18 protein-coding genes are annotated in these 23,706 nt (G+C 68.2%); 10 read left to right on the forward strand and 8 right to left on the reverse strand.

Annotation, left to right across the window (positions count from 1 at the left end; translation table 11 throughout):
• The 4 genes from GWI24_RS01405 to GWI24_RS01420 all read right to left on the reverse strand — a co-directional run.
• Window positions 1-2,620: protein kinase (locus tag GWI24_RS01405; protein WP_210944041.1), on the reverse strand; the 2,620-nt coding region annotated here is incomplete at its 3' end.
• 797 nt (window positions 2,621-3,417) lie between these two features.
• Window positions 3,418-3,567: a hypothetical protein gene (locus tag GWI24_RS01410; protein WP_210944042.1), complete on the reverse strand. Its 150-nt coding sequence runs from the start codon at window positions 3,565-3,567 to the stop codon at window positions 3,418-3,420.
• Window positions 3,568-3,598: 31 nt separating this feature from the next.
• Window positions 3,599-4,174, reverse strand: coding sequence for a thioredoxin domain-containing protein (locus GWI24_RS01415; RefSeq protein WP_210944043.1), 576 nt, complete (start codon window positions 4,172-4,174; stop codon window positions 3,599-3,601).
• Window positions 4,175-4,362: 188 nt separating this feature from the next.
• A complete protein-coding gene (locus GWI24_RS01420) occupies window positions 4,363-4,944 on the reverse strand; it encodes a hemerythrin domain-containing protein (RefSeq protein ID WP_210944044.1) in 582 nt (193 codons plus the stop codon).
• A 167-nt stretch (window positions 4,945-5,111) separates the two neighbouring features.
• On the opposite strand from GWI24_RS01420, the gene GWI24_RS01425 reads away from it, so the two are divergent.
• The 8 genes from GWI24_RS01425 (at window position 5,112) to GWI24_RS46725 (ending at window position 15,295) form a co-directional block, all read left to right on the forward strand.
• Window positions 5,112-5,306, forward strand: a complete 195-nt coding sequence (locus GWI24_RS01425) for a DUF2795 domain-containing protein (protein ID WP_210944045.1) — start codon at window positions 5,112-5,114, stop codon at window positions 5,304-5,306.
• Between the two features lie 1,117 nt (window positions 5,307-6,423).
• Window positions 6,424-7,233: a 2OG-Fe(II) oxygenase gene (locus tag GWI24_RS01430; RefSeq protein WP_210944046.1), complete on the forward strand. Its 810-nt coding sequence runs from the start codon at window positions 6,424-6,426 to the stop codon at window positions 7,231-7,233.
• Between the two features lie 53 nt (window positions 7,234-7,286).
• The gene (locus tag GWI24_RS01435; RefSeq protein ID WP_210944047.1) at window positions 7,287-11,594 is read left to right on the forward strand and encodes a non-ribosomal peptide synthetase; all 4,308 of its coding nucleotides are present in this window, start codon (window positions 7,287-7,289) and stop codon (window positions 11,592-11,594) included.
• Between the two features lie 32 nt (window positions 11,595-11,626).
• Window positions 11,627-12,385, forward strand: a complete 759-nt coding sequence (locus tag GWI24_RS01440) for an SDR family oxidoreductase (protein ID WP_210944048.1) — start codon at window positions 11,627-11,629, stop codon at window positions 12,383-12,385.
• Between the two features lie 204 nt (window positions 12,386-12,589).
• Window positions 12,590-14,173: a class I adenylate-forming enzyme family protein gene (locus tag GWI24_RS01445; RefSeq protein WP_210944049.1), complete on the forward strand. Its 1,584-nt coding sequence runs from the start codon at window positions 12,590-12,592 to the stop codon at window positions 14,171-14,173.
• Between the two features lie 317 nt (window positions 14,174-14,490).
• Window positions 14,491-14,730, forward strand: a complete 240-nt coding sequence (locus GWI24_RS01450) for a helix-turn-helix transcriptional regulator (RefSeq protein ID WP_210944050.1) — start codon at window positions 14,491-14,493, stop codon at window positions 14,728-14,730.
• A gap of 3 nt (window positions 14,731-14,733) precedes the next feature.
• The gene (locus GWI24_RS01455; protein ID WP_210944051.1) at window positions 14,734-14,913 is read left to right on the forward strand and encodes a hypothetical protein; all 180 of its coding nucleotides are present in this window, start codon (window positions 14,734-14,736) and stop codon (window positions 14,911-14,913) included.
• Window positions 14,914-15,010: 97 nt separating this feature from the next.
• Window positions 15,011-15,295 (forward strand): LuxR C-terminal-related transcriptional regulator, encoded by a 285-nt coding sequence (locus GWI24_RS46725; protein ID WP_374103252.1) that lies wholly within the window; start codon window positions 15,011-15,013, stop codon window positions 15,293-15,295.
• Between the two features lie 64 nt (window positions 15,296-15,359).
• Here the strand turns inward: GWI24_RS46725 and ispG are convergent, their stop codons facing one another.
• From ispG to ispH, 3 genes are all read right to left on the reverse strand, one after another.
• Window positions 15,360-16,502, reverse strand: a complete 1,143-nt coding sequence (gene ispG / locus GWI24_RS01465) for a flavodoxin-dependent (E)-4-hydroxy-3-methylbut-2-enyl-diphosphate synthase (RefSeq protein ID WP_210944053.1) — start codon at window positions 16,500-16,502, stop codon at window positions 15,360-15,362.
• Complete coding sequence (locus GWI24_RS01470; protein ID WP_210944054.1) at window positions 16,499-18,322, reverse strand: 1-deoxy-D-xylulose-5-phosphate synthase; 1,824 nt, start codon at window positions 18,320-18,322, stop codon at window positions 16,499-16,501. The genes ispG and GWI24_RS01470 overlap by 4 nt, the downstream gene beginning before the upstream one ends.
• A gap of 262 nt (window positions 18,323-18,584) precedes the next feature.
• On the reverse strand, window positions 18,585-19,535 hold the full coding sequence (ispH, locus tag GWI24_RS01475) for a 4-hydroxy-3-methylbut-2-enyl diphosphate reductase (protein WP_210944055.1): 951 nt from the start codon (window positions 19,533-19,535) through the stop codon (window positions 18,585-18,587).
• 464 nt (window positions 19,536-19,999) lie between these two features.
• Here ispH and GWI24_RS01480 point away from each other — a divergent pair, with 464 nt between their 5' ends.
• Complete coding sequence (locus GWI24_RS01480) at window positions 20,000-20,914, forward strand: methyltransferase domain-containing protein (protein WP_308343320.1); 915 nt, start codon at window positions 20,000-20,002, stop codon at window positions 20,912-20,914.
• A gap of 118 nt (window positions 20,915-21,032) precedes the next feature.
• Window positions 21,033-22,052, forward strand: a complete 1,020-nt coding sequence (locus GWI24_RS01485; RefSeq protein ID WP_247615716.1) for a methyltransferase domain-containing protein — start codon at window positions 21,033-21,035, stop codon at window positions 22,050-22,052.
• Between the two features lie 319 nt (window positions 22,053-22,371).
• Here GWI24_RS01485 and GWI24_RS01490 read toward each other — a convergent pair whose 3' ends face one another.
• The gene (locus GWI24_RS01490) at window positions 22,372-23,619 is read right to left on the reverse strand and encodes a cytochrome P450 (RefSeq protein ID WP_247615717.1); all 1,248 of its coding nucleotides are present in this window, start codon (window positions 23,617-23,619) and stop codon (window positions 22,372-22,374) included.
• Between the last annotated feature and the right edge of the window lie 87 nt (window positions 23,620-23,706).

Genomic DNA, 23,706 nt, shown 5'->3' on the forward strand with positions numbered 1-23,706 from the left:
TCCGTACGGTGCCGTCGCTCTGCCCGCTGACGGCGAGCCGGACACCCGCGGCGACACCGATCGCCGTGATGGCGCCGTAGGAGAGGTGGCCGGCGTCCAGTGGCCGCGACCAGGCGGAGCGCAGCCGTACGTGGCGCGCCGAGCGGCCCAGTTCGTGCCAGGCGGCCAGGACCTGGGGGGCGCGCTCGTATCCGGGTATCTCCCGTGCGCGGGTCAGCAGGGCGAAGGCTGACCGGTGTCGGCCGTTCGACATGGCCTGGCGTGCTTCGGCGAGCAGTTCCTCGGCCAGTCCGCCGAGCCGGCTGACCTCCGCGTACTCGCGCGGCTTGATCAGGTGCGGCTCGGCGGCGTATTCGGTATCGGGCAACCGCCAGCGATGCATGGGCAGTTCGGGATGCCCGCCGATGGAGCAGCCGAACCGGTCGTCGCTGTCGGGGAATCCGACGTGGTGCATTCCGTACGCGTGGGTGGTGAAGGTCCGCAGACACCGGCCGCTGCTCAGCTCCCAGATCTGAACGGTGTGGTCGCCGGTCGTTCCGGACAGCAGCAGCCGCCCACTGTCGGCGAAGGCCAGGTGACTGGCCGCGGCGGTCAGCCCCGTCAACGTACGCATCGTACGGACCTGCCGGCCGTCCCCCACATCCCACAACCGGATCACCCGGTCCTCGCCGGCCACCGCGACCATCCGCCCGTCGGGACTGAAGCACAGCGCATGCGTCGCCGAGCCGGCGGCCAGCACCCGGCACCGGCCATCGGCCACGCTCCACAGCCGCGCCCCGTCCTCCTCGGCGGTGAGCACATGGCGCCCGTCGGCGCTCACCTCGTACTGCGAGCCGTCCAGGTAGTTGCCCTTGAACGCTTCCCCGAGCAACCATTGGCAGGTCCCGGTCCGCGGCTCCCAGACCTGGACGCGTCCGTCCATGCCCTGCCACACACCGATGCGCCCGTCGGCGCTCAACCTGACCGGGCACCCCGTGGCGCGTGCGGCGGAGCGGATGACGCGGGTACACCTGCCCTCCTCAAGATCCCAGAACTGCACCGTGCCGTCGCGGCTCGTGGACAGTGCGTACGAGCCGTCAGGGGTGAGGTCGACGCCGAGCACCTGCGTGCGGTGGCCCTTGACCGCCAACCGCTGTGCGCCGGTCGCCGTGGACCACAGCCGCAGCACGCCGTCCCAGTGGCCGCTCAGCGCGAGGCGTCCGTCGGGAGTGAACCGGATCGGCAGGTAGCCCATCACCTCGTGCCGGGCGAGCAGTTTCACCGGCGCGAACGGCAGCGCGAACGGCTCGCGGAATTCGCGGGTGCCGGTGTGGCGGGCATCGGCCACGGTTCCGGAGGCCGCCACCCGCAGCGCCGCCCGTACGTCGGTGTCGTCGGGCCGTTCGCGTGCGAGGGCGTCGAGCAGGTCGCGTGCCGCCGCGAGGTCGCCGCGTTCGAGGTGGACCCGGGCCAGAAGCAGCCGCACCTGCCAGGAGGACGCGCCGGACCCACGCGGGATCGCCTCCAACCGGGCGACGAGTTCCCCATCGGTGATCGCCCCCGTACGCCACCGGGACAGGCCACCGTTGTACACGGCCCCGACGTGGTGCGGGTCGACCGCGAGCGCCTGGTCGAAGGCCTGCTCGGCGTCGGCGGCCCGGTCCAGGTCGAGGAGCGAGAGGCCACGGTTGTTGAGCTCGTCGGCGCGCAGATCGGCGGCCTGCGACGTGGGACGCGGATACGCCGAGCCGGTCGCCTGCTCGTAGATCCCGGTCAGTACATCCGCGATGTCCGCCATCGAGGCCGGCCGGTGGGCCGGGTGCTGCCGCAGGCAGCGCCGGAGCAGGTGGGCGACTTCCGGTGGCGCCGCGACCGGATTCGAGGGGTCGGCCAGGTATTCCTCCAGCGCGAGACCCGCGACCGAACCAGCCGCCCAATGCACACCGCCGGTGAACATCTCCAGGACCGAGACCGCGAAACTGTAGACATCGCTGCGCCGCCCGACGGGCTCGCCCGCGAGCTGCTCCGGGGACGCGTAGCCGACCGTCATGCCGCCGGACGGCACCAACACGCTGAGACCGGGCGCCACTTGGAGGTCAGCCGGGGCCGTGGCGGCCTTGGACCGGGCGAGACCGAAGTCGGTGATCTTCGCGGCGCCCGTGCCGTCGAGCAGAATGTTGGCCGGCTTCACGTCCTGGTGCACCAGGTCTCTGCTATGGGCGTGCTCGAGCCCACGGGCCGCTTGGACTGCCGTGTCGAGAACACGGGCGAGGGCCTGCCGCGCATCCCCGGCGTGGAGGCGCCCGTCGCCGATCCACTCGGCCAGGCTGCCGCCGTCGACGTACTCGGCGAACACGCGGGGGACACCGTCGATCACCCGCACGTAATGGCAGGCGCAGACGTTCGGATGGAGCCCGAGGGACACCCACGTCTCCGCCTCCCTGACGAACAGCTCCTGATCGCCGGGGCTCCGGAACAGCTCGGGCCGCGAACTCTTCACCGCCATGTCGATGCCCCAGGCGAGATGCCGTACCCGGTGCACGACGCCCATCCCGCCCCGGCCAAGCTCGCCGATCACCCGGTACCGGCCGTCGACGGTCTCGCCGGTCACCCAAACGGTCGGCGACGTAGGTGCGTTCACTGCGATTCCTCATCGTGATTGCGGCAGAAGTCGCTGTCCTGGAAGGCCCGGACGCAGAAGGCCCCGTTGTCAGATTTCGACGAGGGTCAGTATGTGACGTCGTCGATCCTGGTGTCGATGTTTCAGGCTCACCGAGGGGGTACGGGAGCGCGCCGTTCAGTCCTTCGCCGAGATACCCGCCTGCGGGGAGGCCTGAAGGGTGTCATTATTCCGATCAGGTTGCTGAGCTGGGCGTTCTCTGTCGTTGGTGAGGCAATCGGAGAGGCGTGGTTGGTACTCGTCGAGCAGCCCACCGAGCACCTGCTGGCGCCTGAGGGGCGGCCGACACGGTGCGGGTAGGTCCACTTCCGTGTCACCAGACGGCGGTGCCGGCGCAGCAGCGTTCCGGGGGCGACCAGCCGGTGTGCTCGCCTACCGGCCGGTGGCCGAGGGGTGGCGCCGCCGTCTACCGCCGCCCCGGATACCCGCCGATGCACGGCCACGCCGAGCTGGAGGTGCCTCCATTTGGCAAGGCGCCGTTGTCGCCGACCGCTTCGGCATGGCGGGTCGACTCAGGGCGCGCATTTGGACCTGGCGTGCGCACGCGGCGGGCCGCCGGGGTCGCCATGCTGGAGAGACTCCGCCGGTCGTCGTCAGCGGGGGCGACCACCAACAGGGCAACGCCGCCCATGCGGTTGCCCGGCTGCCCTGACCTCAACGGCTCCAAGCGCGACCACCGTCGCTCGGTCCGCGCCTTCCACCTCGTCCCCGACGGACAGGACCCGATCGAGCGGGTCACGGCCAAGCAACCCCTCGGCTCACGCGTGAGCGGGCGTGCCGCCGTCTACCGCGGCGGGGATTCGTACGGCGCCCCGCTCGGGAGAATCACCCTCCGCCGCCACGCCCTGCCCCTTCTCGATCAGCCTCTTCGCGTGGTCGTACGCCTTGTCGTTCAGCTTCACCGTCATGCGTAACCACCTCTCACGCGCTGTCCGCCGGTCACGCCGGGTGGTGGAGGGCGGCCGCCACCGCGGTCCTGATCAGGCCCGGGTGGGGCCTTACGGCGACACCCTCGACGAGTACGGTCGGCGTGGCGCTCACCCCGCGTTCGGCCGCCCTGGCGGTGACGTACGGAGGCCAGTCCAGATGAACACCCTCGCGCACGCACGCGGCGAAGGCGTCGTTCAGCCCGACCCGCAGGCCGAGCGCGATCAGCTCCTCATCACCGAGCCCGGGCCCGCCCTCCGGCGGCTGGTTGGCGAAGAGTGTGCAGAGGTACTCCATGAATGCCCCGCCGTCGGAGGCGCAGCCCGAGGCGGCCGAGGCGCGGGTGGAGTACCGGCTGGTCGACATGGCGTCCAGGAAGGCCATCGGGTGATGGACCAACGTCACCTGCCCCTCGGTGACCATGGCATCGAGCAGTGGCCCCGATGCCTCCTCGAACATCCGGCAGAAGGGGCACTGGAAGTCGATATACGCATCGATGATCACTGGGCCGTTGCCGACGACGATGCCATCGCCTTCCTGAGGCGCGTGAGCCGGCACCCGAGCCGGGAGTGGCATCCGCGGTCGCATATGGGTTCTCCTCGCGGCTGGAAACGGCGGTGGGGGGCCGGACGTCCCGCTCTTCCGCGCCCTCGGAGTACTCGCATTCCAGTACATAAGGCGCAACGGACGCCGAGGGGGCGCGACGGGGCGGGTCGCGACGGGCGACCCGCCCCCCGGCCCGGTGTGCGGCCGGCCTCGCGGTCCGCCGCCCAGGGTCAGCCGGCGGCGCTCTTCAGGAGGTCCTTCGTCCGGTCGACGAGTGAGGCAAACGGCCCCACCGCCCACTGAGCCGCGGGGGACCCGGCCACGCCCGGGTGCGGGTGCGTCGGGGCGATCTTCTCGGTCATCTGCAGCTTCGTTCCCATGCTCCGGCGCTTGTCCTCGGAGCAATCCCGCAGGATCGCGGGGAACTCCTCCCGCTCCTCGTGCTCGGCGTGGTCGATGACCGCCTTCTCGAATCCGGCCAGCCTTCTGTCGAATTCGGCAGTTGAGACGTCCATCTTCTCGAGCTCGACGAGAACCTTGTTCGCTTCCTTCTCCTCCTTGTTGCGGGCGCCGGCCTCCTGCTCACCGGCTGTGTCCTTCGCGACCGGGCGCAGAATCATCTCCTCGCCGGTCTCATGCACCGCGAGGAGGGCTCGCAGCTCGTCAAAAGCCTGCTGCTTGTGCTTGCCCTCGGCGCCCTTCACGTCCGAGAACAGGTCGCGGATGCGTGCGTGCTGCTCGAGCAGAATGGCCACTACATCACCCTTCGGCAGCTTCGCCGCCTCCGCACGTTCGGTCTGCGCAGTGCTCATGACGCTGTCCTCCGCATTTCGATGGATGTCAGCTCATAGGGTGACCAGAATCGGGCGGCGGAAACCGGTGTGCCACCTGATTGGGTCCCTGGGCTACGGGCACTTAAGGCGAGGCACGGCGGAACCGAGCACCGTGCCACTCGAGTCTGTGAAGGGAAGGATCGGCCATGGCGAAGCCCAACCCCACCGACCTGCAGAAGGCCCTCAAGGACGCGAGCTACCCGGCCGACAAGGAGTCACTGGTGGAACGCGCCAAGGACAACGGGGCGGACCGTGAGCTCGTCGACCAGCTGTCCCACCTCAAGAAGGGCCGCTTCGAAGGCCCTGACGAGGTCCAGAAAGCCGTGTTCAAGGGGGAGTGAACGTCGCCGTAACGACACCGCACCCAGTGCTCCGCGTACTCACTGGCGACGAGGCGTAGGTGGCGCTGCCCGGTGATCAGGACGCGGTCGGTTGCCTCGTGGCGGCATGATCCGATCCAGCGTTCCGCGATCGCGTTCATCCGGGGCACCTGGGGCAGTGTCGGAATGACACGCACACCCATCGTGATCGACTCGGCGTGGTCGCCGAGGTCCATGAGGTAGTTGCGTGCCTGTTGGGTGATCCGGGGGCCAGTGGGGTGCCGGGTGATGCCGGCGATATGCACGCGTCGGGTGCTGTGGTCGATGAAGCGCCCTGTCGCTCCAGGAGCACCGAGGTCGAGGCCGGTTGCGTTGCCATCGGAAGGTCTGACAGGCGAGCAGGAAGTTCAGCCCCCCTCCTGGGGTTCAAGTCCGGTGCGTATGAAGTACGAGCATTTGCGGGCGGGTCCGTTCGGTGCCTGTTGAGCATCTGGAAGATCCTCCGTGACCGCCGCCTGAAGGCGACTGCGTCCACCACGCCATGCTCGGCATCGCCCGCCTGTGCAATTTCACGCCCTTCACGCCGGTCAGATGAGGGGCAGTGGCGCCTGTCAATCGGCATGCCGTTGATCATTTGCGTAACAACGCTTACCTATGACCCATCGGGAGAATTCCGGATGGAGAGTTACGTGAAGCTCAAACCGTGCAAGCCAGGGAAAACTTGATCAACTGCAACCGGATATCGAGCAGGTCGAACATCTGCCGGCGGGCCCGGGCGCTGGGCTCGAAAAACATCGCTCCCTATGATTTCCCCTAGTTCCCATTGCCGCGTCGTTGACACGACTGGGAGAGCTCAGCGAGACTCAAATGCCGGTAGCGCGGATTCCGGATTATGCGAAACTCGGGAGCGGCGCGCCGGTGACTTGCGGTGATGCTGACTGCTGCCGGGGGCAACTGGTTAAGAACAAGGGTTTCAACTCGCTGATCTCCGGCCGACCCTGTTGCGGCTGGAAGATTCCGTTCTTCCTGATCCGGGCTGTCTTGCCATTAATGCCGATCCGGATGAGCGCGAAATCGAGTTCCCAGCACGGTCAGCCCTTCGCGCCAGTCCTGCGCCTTTATCGAGAGGAAGCTATCCGTGACCAGCCTGCCCGACGTCGTACGGTCCGCGACAAGCACGGTCGCGTACGAACTCACCACAGAGACGCTGCTCCAGCTGGCCAACCGGGAGATCGCCGCGATCCATGTGCGCGGCTATTACCCGGTCGAGATCGCGGTCGAGGTCGCCGAAAAGGCAATCAATCACCAGGAACTCGGCCATTACCACAAGCAGCACACTAGCAGTGTCGGTCGTGTCTACATGCCCCACATCGATACCAAGTGGGACAAGGAGCTGACGGATAAGTACCACGAGCAGGCGCTCCCGGCGATCGATGACGTCCGCTCGATGTTCCATCCCTACATGGCGCCGGTGGACCGCATCCGGCTGGAGTTGCAGGAGCTGTGGCCGGCAGGCGCCAACCTGCTGCGCCTGCGAGGCCGGACCTGCTTCGTCGGTGCCCTCCGCGTCTTCCAGCCGAACACCTCGGAGTTCTGGCCGCACAGCGACGCGATTGATCAGGAGACCGACGCCCCCGAGATCGAGGGTGTGCTCAACCAGCTCGTTGCCAACATCTACTTGCAGTCCGCGGATGAGGGCGGCGACCTCCAGCTCTGGTTGCGTGAGCCCACTCCGGAAGAGAAGGAGCGGATCCTCGAGGTCGAGGGCCTGGAGCCGGACTCCATCGAGAAGCCGGTGCTTCAGATCCACCCGGAAGCCGGGGACCTCATTCTCGTCAGCCCCCGTCAGCTGCACGCGGTGACGCCGGCCAAGGGCCGACACCGGGTCGGAGCCAGCGCCTTCATCGTCTCCAAGGGCCCGGAGGAACCGCTCCTGTTCTGGAGCTGACGCCCCACCACCAGCCACCCGGCCACGAGTCGACACCTGGAGGACGACAGCAGATGCTCCCGGCTCAGGTCCAAGCGCATGCGAAGGCTCACCCGAACCGCGCGGCTGTTGCCGTGGGTCACGATCGTCTGACCTACGCACAGCTCGACGTCCGGGTCTCTCGCCTGGCCCGCCGTCTGCGCCACCGAGGCGTCGGCCGCGGACACCTCGTCGGTGTGTATCTGGACCGTACGCCTGTGACTGTCGCCGCGCTCCTGGCTGTGCTCTCCGCCGGTGCGGCATACACCGTGGTCGACGTGACCGATCCGGTCTCCGAGGGGGTGGGCCGTCTCGCCGCGGCCCGCCCCGACCTGGTACTCGGTGCGGCACCGTACCTCGACGAACTACGTCGACACGGGCTCGACGTCGTCGACGTCCATGAGAACGTCCCCGGGAACATCGGGGTCATGGGGGGCATCGAGGACATCAGGGACGCCGGGGAGCCTCCCGAGGAGGGCGTGACCACCCCCGCGGTGCAGGACACCGCGTACGTGTTGCACACTTCCGGCTCCACCGGGGTGCCCAAGGGCGTCATGGTCACGCACGCCAACATCAGGCACTACACCGAGTCCTTGCTGGAGCGCCTCGACATCACCGAGCCGCTCCAGTACGCCCACGTCACCACGCTTGCCGCCGACCTCGGCAACACATGCGTCTTCCTCGCCCTGTGGACCGGCGGCACCCTGCATCTGGTGGACGACGCCACACGGCGCGACCCCGCAGGTCTGCTCCACTATCTGCATGCCGAGGGGATCGACGTCCTCAAGACCACGCCCTCGCACTGGAGCGTCCTGTTCCAGGCTTACGGGCTTGACGGCGCCACCCGACCCAGGCTTCGGCATCTGTTGCTCGGCGGCGAGCTCCTGCCCCTGCCGCTGGCCCGCAGAGTCATCGCTTCCGGCGTCACCGCCACACTGGTCAACCACTACGGCCCGACCGAGACGACGGTCGGCGTCTGCGTCCACCTCCTCACCTCCGAGACCGACCTCGACGCCCTGGGCGACGCGGAGTCGGTACCGATCGGCCGCCCGCTCGGTGCGAACCGGCTCTTCGTCCGCACGCCGGACGGGGCCTTCCATGAGCGCGATGCGACCGGCGAGCTGTACGTTGCCGGCCCTTCGGTCGCACTCGGCTACCGCGGCGCCCCGGAGGCCACCGCGGCCGCGTTCACCGAGGAAGTGGCCGCGCGACATCCCGGTCTCGGCGTGGCCTATCGCACCGGCGACCGGGTCCGGGCCGACTCCCACGGTGTGCTGGAGTTCCTCGGCCGCGGCGACCGGCAGGTCAAGGTGCGCGGCCACCGCGTTGAACTCGGCCATGTCGAAGCGGAGTTGCGACGGATGGACGGTGTCACCAACGCCCTCGCGATGGTGCTGCCCGGTGAGCAGGGCCGACTGGTCGCCGTGGTCAGCACACCTGGTACCCGCGAGCCATCGGCCTCGCTCCGAGCCCGAGCCCGGGAAGTGCTGCCTTCGTATATGGTCCCGGACCGGATCGAAGTACTCAACGCCTTCCCCCGGACCGGAAACGGCAAAACCGACCTCGCGGCGCTGCGTCAGTTAGTCGAGGAGAGCCCCACCGAGCGCCGATACACCCATTCCTCGGAGGATCCGCTGCTCGAGGAGGTGCTGACGGCTTGGCGGCGCCAACTCGGTCACGGTGACTTCACCCCGTACGACGACTTCTCGTCGGTCGGCGGCAACTCCATCGATGCCATCCAGGTGATCGCGGACCTTCAGTCCCGCGGCCATCGGGTATCCGCCGCCGCCTTTCTGGCCGAACCCACAGCGGCTGCCCTGGCCACCCGTCTGCGGGCGGGCACCGAGACCACGGAGCGTCCGGTGGTCCCGCTCCTGGCCGAGGACACCGCGCTGTCCCCCGCCCAGGAGTGGTTCTTCCGGCAGCACTTCGCCCAGCCTGACCAGTGGAACCAGGCGTTGTTGCTGGACGCCGACCCGCCGGTCCGACCGGAGATCATGGCTGCCGCGGTGGCCGATGTGGTTCGCCTGCACCCGTTGCTCCGCACCGCTTTCCGCCCCGGACCAGGCGGTGTCCGTCGCGTGCTCACCGAGCCCGGCACTCCGTTCACCAGCTCCACTCTGCCAGTGGACGCCGGAGAGGCTGAACGGCATATCGAGGAGACCGCCACCGCCTGCCAGCAGAGGATCCGGGTCGAGGACGGCACCCTGTTGCAGGCCCACCTGTTCCTCGGCACGGAACGCAGCCATCTGTTGCTGGTGGCCCATCACCTGTGCGTCGACGCCGTCTCCTGGCGCATCGTCACCAGCGACCTGGCCCACTGCTACGCCGAACGGCTGCACGGCAGAGCCCCCTCCCTTGCCTCCGCACCCACCGACTTCGGCGACTGGGCGACCCACCTGCGCGGCCAGGCCCCTGCCCTGGCAGACGACCTCGAGTACTGGGGCGACATCACCACCTCGCCCCCAGCCCCTGCCGCCATCGGCGACAACCGCGAGGGCGACGCCGAGACGGTCTGGTTCCGCTTCTCCCGCTCCCAGACCGACGCGCTGCATCACAGCAGGCTGCCCCCTCATGCTGTCCTGCTCGGCGCCTTCGCCCAAGCACTGGCCACGGCGCGCGGCACCGACGAGGTCGTGGTGGATGTCGAGAGCCATGGACGACTCCCACTTGACGAGGCCCTTGACGTCTCCCGGGTGGTGGGCTGGTTCACCTCCACTTTCCCGGTCCGTATCGCTTCCGTCGCCGACGACATGACGGCTACCGTCAAGGCCACTGAGGCCGCGCTGGCGGATGTGCCCCGACTCGGCGTTGCCTATGGGCTCCACGGCCGGCCACAGCGCACCGACGTGTGCTTCAACTACCTGGGCACGCTTGCCTTCCCTCAGGACGACGAGCTTCGGCTGTCGCCCTCACGGCATCGGCAGGGTCCGGTTCGTGGACCGGAGAATGACCGCGGTTACGCCCTGAAGCTCACCGCGCGCCTGCACGACGGCCAGTTGGTCGTCGACTTGTCCTACCCCTCACGCCTGAACGACTCCGGGCAGCTGATCGATCTGGCACGCGGTACCCGGGCGCATCTGCTGGAGGCGGCCGGACTTCCGCCGGAGGAGGGGCAGTTCGTGGTGGAGCCCGGCTCCTCCACGGGTCTGCTCGTCCAGGTCCCGCGCACGCTGTGCTTCGAGCCGTCGGCCGGTGGCGGCCTCGGAGGGACCGGCGTTCGTGAGTACGGCACCGTGCTCCTCACCGGGTCCACCGGTTTCATCGGCGCCCACCTCCTGCACCTGCTGCTCACCCGTACCAGTGGCACGATCCACTGCCTGGTCCGCGACCGCGACGGCCGCCCGGCCGCCGAGCGGCTGCGCGAGACGCTCGCCTGGTATCTGCCCGATGTTGACTTCGACCGTTACGCCGACCGGCTCACCGTGCTGGCCGGTGACCTCGCCGAGCCCGCGTTCGGCCTGTCCGACCAGGAGTACGAACGGCTGGTCCGCGAGGTCGAGGCCGTCTACCACCTCGCCGCCGATACCCGCTTGTTCGGCGACCGCGAGAGCTTCACCCATCTCAACACCGAACCGGTGCGTGCGGTCGTCGCTCTCGCCTCCACCGGTCGGCCGAAGGATCTGCACTACGTTTCCACTCTCGCGGTCTGCGGCACCGGACCGGAGGGCGAACCGGCGGTCTTCTCCGAGGAAAGCCTCAACATCGGCCAGCGCTTTCTCAACGAGTACGAGCGCAGCAAGTACGAGGCGGAGCGGATCGTCCACGAGTTCGCCGCGGCCGGGGGCGCGGGTTTCGTCTACCGGTCCGGCAACGTCACCGGCCACTCGGTCACCGGCCGCTTCCAGCGCAACGGCGGTGACAGCCGGCTGGTCCAGCTTCTGCGCGCCGCCGTCCAGATCGGCCGTGTGCCCAGGGTCGACGCGCGGACGGTGGCACTCAGCCCGGTGGATGTGGTGGCTGAAGGCATCCTGGCGATCTCGCGGAGCGAACGGGTGTCCGGCGGCACCTTCCATGTCGACACCCACCACGAGGTGCTCTACGCGGACCTGTTCGCCGCCCTGCGCGAGCTCAGGTTCGCCCTGGAGCCTGATGCGGCCGCCGACTTCGCGCCGCTGTTCGCGGACCAACTGGCCGACGGCGACGAACAGATCGCTCTGGCGCATTTCTGGGCGAGCCGTCCGGAGCGCAATGTCCGTTACGACCACAGTCGCACCCGCCGCCTGCTCGCCCGCCTGGACGTGTCGTTTCCGGCACCTGACCGTACCTGGCTGCACGCCTGGTTAACCGGTCTGATCGACCAGGGCGAGCTGCCGCACCGGCCCGTTCCGCCCTCTCCATGAGCCAGCCGATCGATGAATCACAGGGACTCTACGTGACAGACCAACGCATCGCAGTCGTGACCGGGGCCTCGTCGGGGATAGGGCGGGCCGTCGCCCACCACCTCGCCCATCAGGGCGCCTATGTGGTGGCCGCCGGCCGGCGCGCCGAACGACTGACGGAACTGGCCGAAGAGCTGGGTACGGCGCCCGGCCGGGCCGTACCGGTGGCCGGCGATATCGCACAGGCCGGCCACACCGAGGAACTGTTGGCTACGGCTGAGCGGGAGTGGGGACCGGCCGATGTGTTCGTCGCCGCCGCCGGGCAGGGCCTGCCCGGCACCGTGCTGGGCTCCGACCCGGAGCGCTGGCAGCGACTGGTGGAAGTCAACTACCTCGCCATGGTGCGCCAACTCCGGGTGGTCGGCGCCGAGTTCCGCAAGCGGGCGGAGGCCGACGGCGGCGCGCGAGTGCGTGACATCGTGGTCATCGGCTCGACCGTCGGCCGACAGGTGTCGGCGGCGAATCCGGTCTACGGTTCGACCAAGTTCGCGGTGCACTCGCTGGTGGAGGCACTGCGGCAGGAGGTGTGCCTCCACAACATCCGGGTGACCCTGATCGAGCCGGGTTTCGTACGCTCCGGGTTCCAGGAGGCCGCCGGTTACGATACGGCGTGGTTCGAGGCGGTCGCCGAGGAGAACGGGCCGCTGCTGGTCCCGGAGGACGTCGCCGACGTCGTCGGGTATGTGATCGGACGCCCGACCCATGTCCACCTCGACGATATCCGTCTGCGCCCCACGCGCCAGCGGGCCTGACCGGTCGGCCGGCCCGTCGGCCGGCCGCCTGCCCGTCCACCGGCCGACCCGGCCCGGCCTCCGCCTGCGGCGGTCGGCTCATGCTCCTCGCCCACCGGATGACGACGGCCACCGCCTCAGGGGCGTTCTCCGTTCCCGTGGAGGGCGGTTCCGGTGCGCGGGGGATCTACTTCGGCCGTGATGGGCCGGCGAAATGGAGTTCCGATGTCTTCGAACGAGAATTACGTCCGCCGGGTGCTCGAGGCGTTGGCGTCCGATCCCGACCGGATCGCCCTGTGGCGGGAAGGCGAGGAGTTCACCGCGGGCCAGTTCTCCAAGGCGGTTCTGGCGGCGGCGGAACTCCTGCGTCGGCACTTTACGGAACACCCGGCTCCGATGACGGAACACAAGGACCCGGTTGTGGCGGTGCTGACCGTCGCCAACAGCCCGGCGACCATCATCCTCCGCTACGCGGCCAACCTCGCCGGGGCCACCCTGGTCCATCTGCACTCCACGAACGCGGTGGATCCCACCGACCAGATGGCCGCCGCCGCCCGGCAGAAGATCCTCAACAGGACCGGGGCGACCTTCCTCGCCGTCGACAAGGAGAACCTCGACGCGGCCCGCGAGCTATGCGACCGGCTGCCCGAGCCACCGCCTCTCGCCGCGCTCGGCACCCTCGGTCCCGATGTCCTGGACCTCTCAACGGGCGACCCGGACGCCTTCGACCTCGACGCCGCCGAGACCGACCCCGGAAAGCCGGCCGTGGTGATCTGCACCAGCGGTACCAGCGGCAGCCCCAAGGCTGTCACGATGCCGTACCGCGTCCGCAGCCGCTACCTCGACGTGGGCCTCAAAATGGGCTTCGAATCCCCGGAACCCCTCGTGTACCTGTCGACCCTTCCGGTGAGCAACTCCAGCGGCTCCGTCGTCGACCTCGCGCTCGCCTCCGGCGGAACGGTCGTCCTGCACGACGGGTTCGAGGCGGGCGCCGTGCTGCGGGCCGTGGAGCAGCACCGCGTCTCCACGCTGGCCATCACCCCGCCGCAGCTGTACATGCTGGTCGACCACCCCGACATCGCCACCACCGACCGGTCGAGCCTCACGAACATCACCTACGTCGGCTCCCCCGCGGCCCCCGGCCGCCTGTCCGAGGCGCTCGAGGTGTTCGGCCCGGTGCTGCTCGGGATCTACGGGACCACGGAGACCAGCCCTATCAGCATCCTGCCCCCGCCGGACCACTCCGACCCGGAACTCCGCGGGACCGCCGGGCGCCTGGCCGCGGAGGTACGCATCCGCGACCTGGACGACGACCGCGACGTCCCGCTCGGCGAGATCGGCGAGGTGTGCGTGCGGAGCCCGTCCACCATGCTCGGCTACTGGGGCGAACCGGAGCTGACCGCCGCGACCATCCGCGACGGCTGGCTGCACACCGGCGACCTCGGTTCCGTCGACGAGAACGGCTTTCTGCGCTTGCATGGCCGGATGGGCGAGGTGATAAAGACCAACGGCATCAAGGTCCGTCCCACGGATGTGGAGAGCGCGCTGCTGAGCCATCCGGAGGTCGCCCAGGCCGCGGTGTACTGCGTGATCGACGACGACCGCGTGGAGCACATCCACGCCGCCGTGGTGGCGCGGCCGGGCAGCACCGCCGACTCCGGGACGCTGATCGGTCATGTCGCCGCCGAACTGTCCCCGAAGCATGTACCGGCCGTGGTGACGTTCCACGATGCGCTGCCCCTCACCGGTGCCGGCAAGCCGGACAAGCAGACGCTGGCCGCACGGCACAGCGGTGCGCCAGGACACTGACCCCCGCGTACCTGCAACGCTGTAGGCGCCGAGAAGTACGTCCGTGCGGGTCATGCGACGTGGTGGTACTCGTGGACAGCTGCATGCTGACTCAGAACGGCTTGCTACTCCTGAGGTCTGGCAGATCCGAACCAGCAGGTCAGCCCAAACCCACACTACTCCGGCGGGAGAATTCTCCCCGGCGTTATTGTCAATAGCTTTGGTCGGTCCTCACGGTGTCGGAATCGATTTGCCTTTCCTGGCCGGAAGCCCGGCTGATACGCGAACCCCACGAGGTCCGTTCGAGCGATGACGTCCTTTTGTTTTACGGACCTGGCATGGCCCAGGAAGTGAGGCGGTTCTCGATCGAGTCGGGGCACGGCGAAAGCGTACTGTCCCGGCTGTCGCACCGGGAAAAGCGGATTATGGCGCTGCTCGCCTCCGGCTTGGTGACCCGCGAAGCGGCCCTCAATATGTGCCTGACCGAAAAGACCGTCAGGAACTATCTGAGCGGCATCTACAGAAAGCGCCAGGTGCGGGCTTATGAGGCAACCGCACCATTCAGGAAGATGAGGTGAGAAATGACCGAAATGATAGGCGGGTCGTTATCTCCGGTCGAGGCGCTCCGCTCGACGCAGGAGGAGGGCCGGATCGCCGACTTCAGGGCGAAGGTGCGGGCCGCAGGGCAGGAGTGGACCGGTAACGAGCCGGACGAGCTGGTTGAGCTGCTGAAAACAAGGCCGGAATTCCGTAAAATTTAGGGGTTCACCTAGGATCTTTTTCCAGTACTTCTCGCTCTGCATTTCTCCGTTTACGGTGGAATGGATTTCTCCGTTTACGGTGGAATGGATGGGTGTCATGGATAATGATCAGAACGGCTGCGAACTTTCCCAGCCGGTCGGTGGCTGGGTTCTCAGCTCGGTCCAGGCCAGGATCCTGGAGGGTGTTGCGGCTGGTTTCTCCAGCGGGCGACTCTCGAGAGAGTTGTACCTCAGTTCGAAGACCATCGACTATCACGTCCGTGTCATGTCCGACAAGCTGCAGGCGCCGAATCGTGTCGCGTTAGTTTCGAGGGCGTTCGTCCTTCAGATTCTGCGAACAGATTCGTGGCCCCCGCGCATTGTGTGTGAAACTGTGGATTAACTCGGTGGTTCGCGAGATCGTCATGGAAGACCTCTCCTCTCGTCGTCGGACCGGGTGCGGCCGGTCATGCCTCGACGTCCACGCCCATCTCCTCGGCGATGCGTGCGGCCTCGGCCACGAGGGTGTCCACGATCTGTGACTCGGGGACCGTGCGGATCACCTCGCCCTTGACGAAGATCTGGCCCTTGCCGTTGCCGGCGGCGACACCGATGTCGGCCTCGCGCGCCTCGCCAGGCCCGTTGACGACACAGCCCATCACCGCCACCCGCAACGGCACCGGGAACCCCTCGAGTGCCGCGGTGACCCGCTCGGCGAGGGTGTGCACATCGACCTGGGCCCGGCCGCAGGACGGGCACGACACGATCTCCAGTCCCCGTGGCCGCAATCCAAGCGACTCCAGGATCTGCGCGCCGACCTTGACCTCCTCGACCGGTGGTGCGGAGAGCGAGACGCGGATGGTGTCGCCGATGCCCTCCGCGAGCAGCGCGCCGAACGCGGCCGCGGACTTGATAGTGCCCTGGAACCGGGGGCCTGCCTCAGTCACGCCGAGGTGCAGCGGGTAGTCGCACCGGCCGGCGAGCTTGCGGTACGCCTCGATCATCACCACCGGGTCGTGGTGCTTCACCGAGATCTTCAGGTCGGTGTAGCCGTGCTCCTCGAACAACGAGCACTCCCACAACGCCGACTCCACCAGCGCCTCCGGGGTGACGCCGCCGTGCTTGTGCAGCAACCGCTTGTCCAGCGACCCGGCGTTCACGCCGATCCGGATCGGGATGCCCGCGTCCTTGGCCGCACGGGCGATCGCGCCGACCTGGTCGTCGAACTGGCGGATGTTGCCGGGGTTGACCCGTACTGCGGCGCAGCCGGCGTCGATCGCGGCGAATACGTACTTCGGCTGGAAGTGGATGTCAGCGATCACCGGGATGCCCGACTTGCGGGCGATCGCCGGCAGCGCGGCCGCGTCGTCCGCCGACGGCACGGCGACCCGCACGATCTCGCAGCCCGCCGCGGTGAGCTCGGCGATCTGCTGCAGCGTGGCGTCGATATCGGCGGTGGACGTGGTGGTCATCGACTGCACCGACACCGGCGCGACGCCGCCGACCGGCACCGTGCCCACCATGATCTGGCGGGAGGTCCGCCGCGTGGCCACCGAGAGCGGGACCTCGTCCTTGCGTGGCAAGGGCATTCCCAAATCGACGGTCGTCAATGTTCCTCCCCTGAGTGAACCGGCCAGGTGCCGGGGTCGTCGATGCCTGCCGACGCCGGTGCGGCGTCGAGGCCGGTCAGCAGCTCCACCACGACCCTGGTGATGTTCTGCGCGGTCAGCCCGCAGGCGGCGAGCACCTCGGCTCTGGAGCCGTGGCTGAGGAACCGCCTCGGGATGCCGAACTCGCGCAGCGGGGTGTGCACATCGGCGTCCCGCAGCGCCTGCGCGATCGCGGAACCGACACCACCCGCGCGGCTGTTGTCCTCGACCGTGATCGCGAGCCGGTGGCGGCGGGCCAGGTCGGCCAGCGCGGGGTTGACCGGGGTGACCCACCTCGGGTCCACCACCGTCACCCCCAGGCCCTGTGCCCGCACACCGTCGGCGACGGTGAGCGCGAGCCCGGCCAGCGCGCCTACCGCGATGATCAGCACGTCCAGCCGGCCGGAACGGCGCAGCACGTCAATCCCGTTGAACGTGGCGGTGGCGGGCAGGTCCTCACCGGAGGGGCCTTTGGGGAACCGCAGCAGTGTCGGGCCTTCGTGCCACGCCACCGCCTCGGCCAGCAGTTCGGCCAGCCGGGTGCCGTCCCGCGGCGCCGCGATCCGCAGCCCCGGCACCACCTGCAGCACCGACAGGTCCCACATGCCGTTGTGGCTCGGCCCGTCGTCGCCGGTCACCCCGGACCGGTCGAGGACGAACGTCACCGGGCGGCGGTGCAGCGCGACGTCCATGAGCAGTTGGTCGAGCGCGCGGTTGACGAACGTGGAGTAGATGGCCACCACCGGGTGCACGCCGCCCATGGACAGCCCGGCGGCCATCGTGACCGCGTGCTGCTCGGCGATGCCGACGTCGATCACCCGGTGCGGAAACCTGCGCTGCAGCGGCAGGAGCCCGGTCGGCTCGGTCATCGCGGCCGTGATCGCCACGAGGTCGTCGCGCTGCTCGGCCAGTTCGACCAGCTTCTCGCCGAACACCGACGTGAACGACGGGGGCGACGCCTTCAGCGCCTGCCCGGTGTGCGGGTCCATCGGTTTGACGGCGTGGCCGAGGTCGAGGTCGTTGGTCTCGGTGTGCCGGTATCCCTTGCCCTTGGCGGTGATCACATGCACCACCACCGGCCCGCTCAGTGCGACCGCGTGGCGCAGGGAGTCCTGGACGGCGGAGAGGTCGTGACCGTCGACGGGGCCGAGGTAACCGAGCCCGAGTTGTTCGAACACGCCCGGCCCGCGCCCGGCGCGCAGGTCTGCCAGGTGCTCGGCCAGCCCGCCGACGGTCGGCGCGTAGGAGCGCTGGTTGTCGTTGAGCACGATGACGAGCGGCCGCTCCGGCCCGCCCGCGATGTTGTTGAGCGCCTCCCAGGCCATGCCGCCGGTCATCGCGCCGTCGCCGATGACCGCGACGGTCGCCCGGTCGCGTCGGCCGAGGTGGGCGTCCGCCCTGGCCAGCCCGTCCGCATAGGACAGCGCGGTGGACGCGTGCGAATTCTCCACCAGGTCGTGCTCGGACTCCTCCCGGCTCGGGTAGCCGGAGACCCCGCCCGACTTGCGCAGCCGGTCGAACCCGGCCTGGCGGCCCGTGAGGATCTTGTGCACGTAGGACTGGTGCCCGGTGTCCCACAGCAACCGGTCCCGCGGGGACTCGAACACCGTGTGCAACGCGATGGTCAGCTCGACCACACCCAGGTTGGGCCCGAGGTGTCCCCCGGTCGCGGAGACCCGCTCGATCAGGAACGCGCGGATCTCCCCGGCGAGGTCGCGGAGCTCCCCGGCGGTCAGCTCACGCAGCCGCGCCGGGTCGCGCACGGTTTCCAGCAGCGCCATGTCGAACAGTGCTCCTCACCGGGTGTGGTAGGTGGCCGCGGCCGCCCTCTCGGTCAGTTCGGGCCGACTGCCCGGCGCGATGCCGGTTCGGTCGACGGCCTCGTGTGTCGGCTGACGCCTGGAAGGACCCTCATGGCATGTGGTGGCCGCGGCTGGTCGGACAGGTCGGAACGACGGCCGACGCGGCTCACCGCCGACGCGCTCTTGCCAACAGGGTCCTTGCCGGCGCCATCAGCGACAGGGGTCGCCCGGTCTCGATCGGTCACGGCACGTCCGCCACTCCGGTCAGCCGCGCGGGCGGGGAGAACACGATGTCCTCGGTCGCCACCCGTTCCACGGACGTGTCCGCGTAACCCAGTTCGGCGAGCCGGTCGAGCAGCTGGTCGACGAGGATCTCCGGCGCGCTCGCCCCGGCGCTCACGCCGACCGTGCTCACGCCGGACAGCCACGTGGGGTCGAAGCGGGTCACGTCCGGCACCAGTTCGGCCCTGCCGCCGAGCCTGCGCGCCACCTCGACCATCCGGATCGAGTTGCTGGAGTTGGTCGAACCGACCACCAGCACCAGGTCGCACCGGTCCACAATGGCCCTGATGCCGTCCTGGCGGTTCTGGCTGGCGTAACAGATGTCATCGGTGGCGGGCCCGCGCAGGTCGGTGAACCTGCGCTGGAGCACGGCGATGATGTCCCTGGTCTCGTCCACCGAGAGCGTGGTCTGGGTGAGGTAGGCGACCGGTGCGTCGGGGGGAAGGTCCAGTGCCTCCGCGTCGGCGACCGTCTCGACGATGACCGTCTGGTCGGGAGCGTGCCCGTAGGTGCCCTCGACCTCCTCGTGGTCCGCGTGCCCGACCAGCAGCAACGTCCGCCCGTCGCGGGCGAACCGGCGGGCCTCCTGGTGCACCTTGGCCACCAGGGGGCAGGTCGCGTCGAGCACGTCCAGCCCGCGTGCGTCCGCGTTCTGCCGCACCTGCGGGGAGACGCCGTGCGCGGAGAAGACACACACCGCGCCCTCCGGTACCTCCTGCTCGGAGTCGACGAACCGGACTCCCCGGCGCTGGAACTCGCGCACCACGTGGTGGTTGTGCACGATCTCCTTGCGGACGTAGATCGGCGCGCCGTGCTGTTCCAGCGCGAGGTCGATGATGGCTATAGCCCGGCGTACACCGGCACACAAACTCCGTGGCTCGGCCAGCAGGACCTGCTTACCGCCACTCATTCCCACTCCGTTCCGTGCCATGACGTCCGCGTCGGAACGCCTGGCTTGCGTTGCCGAACAGGGCATCCACACCGGTCGGTGGAAACCGAGTCCTTCTCAGGAAGTCTTGTCTGCTGTTGGGTGCCGGCTTAATAGCCGGTCTCGAAGTACGGCCTTGGGTGCCGCCCAGCGGCTACCATTCCGCAGGGTAGTCTAATCCAATCCTTACGCCGTCTTCTTTGGGGTTTTTCCTAAAGTCGAAGACGCTCACCCCGCGTCGTTGACACGACCAGGGCCGTCCCCCAGGATGGAATCCAATAGCTGCCACTCAATTTCGGGGCGACTCAAGATTCCGGGTCGTGATGGTGGCTCTGCGTTTCGCAGTTGAATCACGTATCCTCGCCAAAATCATGACGAGCACAGCGTAACGACCAAAGCGGGTCATTCGCCAACGTCGTCGGCATCCGAGCTCTGGAGGAGTGACCGTGTCAAATCTGGATGAACTTTCAGGTTCGCCTCAAACAGTGCTGGAGCCTCAGGATGAGGTAAAAGTAGTCGGCCAATACTACGACGACAAAACGGCCAGGCTTGTTCGCAAATACGGGCCTGGACCCAGGATTCACTATCATGTAGGTCACTACCCTTCCTCCAAATCGCCACTGGATGCCCACGATGCGACGCCGGATGCTATTCGCGGCAGCATACGGACTCATCAAGAGGGTTTGCTGCGGTATGCGGCCAAGATCTGGGGCGCTGAACACCGGCTGTCGGGGCGGATCCTGGACGTCGGCTGCGGTCTCGGCGGGGGCTCGCTCTTCTGGGCGCAGGAATACGGCGCCGACGTCACGGCGGTCACCAACGCGCAGGAACACGCGCCGATAGTCGACGGGTTCGCGCGGGAATGCGGTTTGGACGGGAAGGTCCGCGCGCTGGTCAGTGACGCAATGCATCTCCCGTTGGACGGCGGCCCCTATGACGCGGCAGTAGCAATCGAGAGCAGCGGGTATTTCAACCGCCCTCAGTGGTTCGAGCGTCTGTCGCACGTGCTTCGTCCAGGCGGGAGTGTGTGCATCGAGGAAGTATTCATCACACGCCCGCACGGGGCCGATGTGTGGGCCGAATACTTCTACACAAAACCGGCTACGGTGCGCGACTACACAGAAGCCGCGCAGGCTGCGGGTTTTGAATTGGTCGATGACGTCGACGCCACGTCGGAAACCTTGCCGTTCTGGGAGGAGAGTGCCGCCTGGACGAAGGCGGTACTGGACAGTGACAGCAGCCTTTCGCCGGTTGACCGCAGGAATCTGAGGATTTCCCTGCTGGCGAACCAGGCGCTCGGCGCTGAATGGGGAGCGGGGGGCTTGCGGCTGGGTTTCCTGCGCTTCGAGCTGAAGAAGTGAGCAGGGAACTCACGACGAGCAGAGAATAGCAGCCACGCAGGCGCTGGGCTGGGGTTGCCCAGCCCAGCGCAGCGGGTTTCCGTCCGCCTTTCGATGTGACTGCCGGGTTCCAGGGCGGTTGAAGGACTACGTCAGCTGTATCCACGTCGCCGACCATCTCCTCGACGCGTTCCCCGGCATGTGGCTCGCGGTCGACCCGCAGGACCTGCGGTGGCGTATCAACACGATCATTCGCGGGCTCACCGCCGGCGGGACTGAACCGCCGCTGGCCTCCCGCCACTTTCACCATGACACGGAGTTCTTCATGACGATCGAGCAGTCTCCCACTCACAGCGACGACGTCCGTAACGTGTACGACGGGTTCGGCCGGGTCTACGGCTCCGTGTGGGGCCCCAATATTCACTACGGCTACTGGGAGAACGACGCCGACGACAGCTCCGTCGAGGTAGCCACCGACCGCCTGACCGACCTGATGATCTCGGGTCTCGACGCGCGGGCCGGCCAGCGGGTCCTGGACATCGGCTGCGGCATCGGCCATCCCGCGCGACGGCTCGTCCGCGCTTCTGATGTGGACGTGGTGGGCATCACCATCAGCCAGATCCAGGCGGCGGAGGCCACGGAACACACGGCCGAGGCTGGGCTCGCCGACCGGGCCACGTTCCAGTTCGCGGACGCGATGGACATGCCCTTCCCCGACGGCTCGTTCGACGCGGCCTGGGCGTTCGAATCGATGTGGCACATGCCCGATCGCGGCCAGGTGCTCTCCGAGGCCGCCCGCGTCCTGCGCCCCGGCGGCCGCCTCGCCGTCGCCGACGTCATCCAGCGCGAGCCGATCAGCCCCGAGGGACGCGTGGTCCTGGACCACATCTGCGAGAACTACGGGGTGAGCTCCTTGGGCACGGTGGACGAGTACCGGACGGCGTTGGCCGCCAACGGTTTCGTCGACGTGGAGATCCGTGACATCACCGACAACGTCATCCGTACCCTCGGGCTCATGGCCGACGCCTTTGAGACTGTCCGCGACAAGCTGGCCGACGTGGTCGGCAAGGAACAGGCCGACTCGCTCATCGACTTCGTGCGTAGGTTCGGGTCCATCCCGGAGAGCGGCTACCTCTACCTGACCGCGGTCCGCGCATGACCGTGGGCGCCGTCCCCGGTTTTCAGCTCGGCGTCTGACGGTATCCGCACGAAGGTACCGGCCTGTTCGCCGCACACATCCATGGCCTGCGCCACGCCCTGGCGCAGGCCAAGTGGGCTGTCCTGACGCACATGGACCCCGACGGGGTGGTGATCTCCGCCGGACGGCCGGCCGAATCACCCGCGCCCGCCACCACAAGCCCGTAACGGCCCGCCAGTTGAACTGGCGGGCCGTTATGAAATGCCGTCAGGCGAGTGAGTTCTGCGGGGTCAACGTGTCGTCCAGATCCCACAGATCCCGACCGCCCGGATGCCCGTCCTCACTGCCGTACCCGCAACTCGGTCAACGCCCGAAGCGGAAACACCGGCCGGTGATGTGGCGGCTGCCCTGGCGCCAGAGTCAGACCCGGCATCCTGGCGGCGATGGCCTGTATCGCGATCTCCAGTTCCGCGCGGGCGAATCCGGCTCCGAGGCAGAAATGGATGCCGTGCCCGAAGGCGAGATGCGTGGCGGACCGGCTGTCCGGACTGAACGCGGCCGGACATGCGTGAGCGCGACTGTCCCGGCCGGCCGCTCCGTACAGCAGCAGCAGCCGGCTCCCCGCGGCGAGGTGGACGTCACCGACCACTACGTCACGGGTCGCGGTCCGGTACATGCCCGCCAGCGGGCTGTCGAACCGCAACCCCTCCTCGACAAGGTCCCGTGTGGAGATCTTCCCCTCGACGACCTCGGCCCAGCCGCCGGGTGACCGGAGCTGCTGGTAGAAGATCGTGCCAAGCGCCTCGGCACAGGTCATGTGTCCCGCGAAGATCAGTGTGGGGACCTGGACGGAAACCTCGTCGGCGGTGAGCGTGCGGCCCGCCTTGCCGTCGTGGAGCAGCTCACTGATCAGGTCGTCCTGCGGTGCGGCCAGCCGCTCCTGTACGAGTGAACGGGCGAACGCTCCGAAGTCCATCAGCCCGCGGGCGTATTCACGCAGCTGGTCAGGATCGGCGTTGCGCTGCGACATCATGAGTTCGATGCGTTGCTCGGACCACGTGCGGCAGCGGTCGAAGTACTCCTCCGGGACCCCAAGGCGCCGGCAGATCACCTCGAGGGCGTACGGAACGGCGAACGCCGAGATGAAATCGAACTCCGTCAAGGCCGCAGTACGCTCGACGAGGTCGGTGGCGATCGCACGGATCGTGGGTTCGAACGCCCTGACCCTGGCCGGCGTGAACCCGGCGTTGAGCACTTCCCTGACCCTGGCGTGCTCGGGAGGGTCGAGTGAGCCGACGGCCACCGCATCAGCGCCGCGCCAGGTGCGGAACATCCGACTCACGTCCTCGGGCAGCGTGACCGCGGGACGAGGATTGTGGTCACGCGCCGAGAAGCTCCGGTCGTCCCGCAGCACGGCAACCATGTCCTCGCGCCGGGTGACGCACCACGCGCCGAGCAAAGGAGCGTAGAACACCGGCTCCGCATCTCCGATGTCGGCCAGGAATGAATACGGGTCGTCGCGATGTGCGCCATATGGGTCGAACGGCCTGCCTTCATGCAATTGACCAGAATCCACCGACGTAGCCATCTCGCCTCTCCAGCTTTCAGTAAACCATTCCCGGCAATGATCAGTGACGTTGCGTGATATCGCTCGGCCTGCCGGGGCCGAGGCAGA

It is taken from the genome of Streptomyces sp. MK37H (genome assembly GCF_018035285.1).
In the GTDB taxonomy this organism is placed as follows: domain Bacteria; phylum Actinomycetota; class Actinomycetes; order Streptomycetales; family Streptomycetaceae; genus Streptomyces; species Streptomyces endocoffeicus.

Excerpts from the sequence above, each read along its gene's own strand:
- GWI24_RS01490 (WP_247615717.1), bottom strand. The coding sequence starts at position 23,619 with ATGGCTACGTCGGTGGATTCTGGTCAATTGCATGAAGGCAGGCCGTTC.
- GWI24_RS01435 (WP_210944047.1), top strand. The coding sequence starts at position 7,287 with ATGCTCCCGGCTCAGGTCCAAGCGCATGCGAAGGCTCACCCGAACCGC.
- GWI24_RS01470 (WP_210944054.1), bottom strand. The coding sequence starts at position 18,322 with ATGGCGCTGCTGGAAACCGTGCGCGACCCGGCGCGGCTGCGTGAGCTG.
- GWI24_RS46725 (WP_374103252.1), top strand. The coding sequence starts at position 15,011 with ATGGATAATGATCAGAACGGCTGCGAACTTTCCCAGCCGGTCGGTGGC.
- GWI24_RS01450 (WP_210944050.1), top strand. The coding sequence starts at position 14,491 with ATGGCCCAGGAAGTGAGGCGGTTCTCGATCGAGTCGGGGCACGGCGAA.
- GWI24_RS01445 (WP_210944049.1), top strand. The coding sequence starts at position 12,590 with ATGTCTTCGAACGAGAATTACGTCCGCCGGGTGCTCGAGGCGTTGGCG.
- GWI24_RS01410 (WP_210944042.1), bottom strand. The coding sequence starts at position 3,567 with ATGACGGTGAAGCTGAACGACAAGGCGTACGACCACGCGAAGAGGCTG.
- ispH (WP_210944055.1), bottom strand. The coding sequence starts at position 19,535 with ATGAGTGGCGGTAAGCAGGTCCTGCTGGCCGAGCCACGGAGTTTGTGT.
- GWI24_RS01455 (WP_210944051.1), top strand. The coding sequence starts at position 14,734 with ATGACCGAAATGATAGGCGGGTCGTTATCTCCGGTCGAGGCGCTCCGC.
- GWI24_RS01420 (WP_210944044.1), bottom strand. The coding sequence starts at position 4,944 with ATGAGCACTGCGCAGACCGAACGTGCGGAGGCGGCGAAGCTGCCGAAG.
- GWI24_RS01415 (WP_210944043.1), bottom strand. The coding sequence starts at position 4,174 with ATGCGACCGCGGATGCCACTCCCGGCTCGGGTGCCGGCTCACGCGCCT.
- GWI24_RS01425 (WP_210944045.1), top strand. The coding sequence starts at position 5,112 with ATGGCGAAGCCCAACCCCACCGACCTGCAGAAGGCCCTCAAGGACGCG.